At 72.0% G+C, this 2,350-nt stretch carries 1 protein-coding gene; it reads right to left on the bottom strand.

Annotation, left to right across the window (positions count from 1 at the left end; genetic code table 11):
- Nucleotides 1–2,350 (bottom strand): PAS domain-containing protein (locus GTP90_RS35460; RefSeq protein ID WP_161087896.1); only part of this gene is annotated, 2,350 nt, incomplete at both ends.

Genomic DNA, 2,350 nt, shown 5'->3' on the forward strand with positions numbered 1-2,350 from the left:
GGCGCGGCCAGCGGCGCGCCGCATTCGAACGGGCAGCTGAACAGGAACTCCGAGCCGCCGCCCGGCTCGCTGCTGACGCTGATGGCGCCGCCCATCATGTCGGCCAGCTGGCTGCAGATCGCCAACCCCAGGCCGGCGCCGCCGAACTGCCGGCTGCTGCTGCCGTCGGCCTGCGCGAAGGCGTCGAAGATGCGGGCCTGCTGCGCGGCCGGGATGCCGACGCCGGTGTCGCGCACGCGGAACTCCAGCAGGATGGCGTGCCGCCCGGCCAGGTCGGCGCCGGCGGCCGGCCGCACCCGCAGCACCACCTCGCCGCGCTCGGTGAACTTGACGGCGTTGCCGACCAGGTGGAGCAGCACCTGCTCGAGCCGCATCGGATCGCCCGCCAGCTCGGCCGGCAGGCGCGGGTCGATGTCGTAGACCAGCTCGATGCCCTTGTCGCCGGCGGCGCCGCTCACCAGCACGCTGACACTGTCGAGGATGCGCTCCAGGCTGAAGCTGGCGTGGTCGGGCACCAGCTGGCCGGCGTCGATGCGCGAGTAGTCCAGCACGTCGTTGACCAGGCCCAGCAGCGACTGCGTGGCCAGCTGGATCTTGTCCAGCTGCTCGCGCTCGCGTGGCGCCAGCGCGGCCTGTTCCAGCAGGCGGGCCAGGCCGATGATGGCGTTCATCGGCGTGCGGATCTCGTGGCTCATATTGGCCAGGAACTCGCTCTTGGCGCGGCTGGCCGCCTCGGCGCGGTCGCGCGCCAGCACCAGTTCCTCGTTCAGTTCCTGCAGGTGCAGCTCGGTTTCCTTGAGCTCGCTGACGTCGGACACCAGCACGAAGAAGCCGCGCACGTCGCCGCGCGGGTCGATGTCCGGGATGTAGTTGACCCAGGTGTGGCTGATCTCGCCTGACGGCCAGCGCAGCTGGCCGGCGAACGCCTGCGGCTGGCCGGCCAGCGCGCCCTGCACGTAGGGCGCGCACACCGCGTAGTCGGCCGCGCCCATCACTTCTGGCATCAGGGCGCCGAGCGGCTGCGCGCTGTCGCGGCCGTGCCAGTCGAGGAAGTAGCGGTTGGCGAAGCGGCAGCGCAGGCCGGCGTCCCAGTACGCCACCATGCCGGGCAGGTTGTCGGCCACGGTGCGCACGAAGTGCTCGCTCTGCGCCAGCTTGGCCACCGTGGCGCGCAGCGCCTCCTTGGCCTCCTTGCGGTCGGTGATGTCGATCGAAATGCCGAGCACGTGGGTGGGCGCGCCGTGCTCGTCGCGCAGCGCCACCTTGCGGGTGGTCATGTAGCGGGTGTGGCCGTCGGCGCCGGTGACCGGTTCCTCGGCGATCTCGATCACCTCGCCGGGCGGCGCGGCCAGCACCCGGCGGTCGGCCTCGGCAAAGGCGTCGGCCTGGGCGGCCGGCACGAAGTCGTAGTCGTGCTTGCCGAGGAAATCCTCGCCGCCGGCGCGCCCGAGCAACTGGGCGCCGTAGCGGTTGAACATGTCGTAGCGCAGGTCGGCGGCGCGCTTGAGGAAGATCATCGCCGGGATGTTTTCCAGCACCGAGCTCATCAACTGGCGCGAGCGCCGCAGCTCGGCCTCCGTCCGCTTCAGTTCGCTGACGTCCATCAGCAGCGCGGTGATGCCGGCGATGCGGCCGTCGGTGCCGAACTGCGGATAGTAGCTCAGCACCCAATGGCACAGCTGGCCGGGCGAGGCGGCCGGATAGCCGGAGCGCTGCAGGCCGGTCAGCGGGCGGCCACTGTCGAGCACGGTGCGGTAGTCGGCCAGCACGCCGCGCCGCACGGCCGCGTCGGGGATCATCTCGCCGACGTGGCGGCCCAGGTGGGCGCTGACCGGCTGGTCGTTGAGGTTGGCCAGGTAGTCGTTCAGGCGCACGAAGCGCAGCTGGCTGTCGACATAGCTCAGGCCGACCGGCGCGGTGGCGTACAGGGTTTCAAGCTGGGCCCGGCTTTTTTCCAGCTGGGCGGTGCGCTCGGCCACCAGTTGTTCGAGCTGGGCCTGGTTGCGGCGCAGGTCGAGCTCCAGCGCGCGGAAAGCCTGGCCGACCTCGCCGGCCTCGCGGAAGGTGGCCGCGCCCAGCGTGAAGGGGCTGCCGCTGGCCAGCGCCTGGGCCGGGCCGACCAGCGCGCGCACCGAGCCGGCGATGCGGCCGCCGACCCACCAGGCCAGCGAAAAGCCGGCCAGCAGCAGCGCCGCCATGGTCAGCGAGATGGTGGTGACGGCGCTCAGCAGCTCCTGCCGCGCCTGGTCCTGCGGGGTGGCGATGGCGACGATGGCGCGGCTGACCGGCGAGCGGCTGAAGGCGAGGTAGACCGGCGTGCCGTCGGCCGCCGCCGTGGCCAGCAGCGCGT

Source organism: Duganella vulcania (genome assembly GCF_009857655.1).
GTDB classification, from domain to species: Bacteria; Pseudomonadota; Gammaproteobacteria; order Burkholderiales; family Burkholderiaceae_D; genus Rugamonas; species Rugamonas vulcania.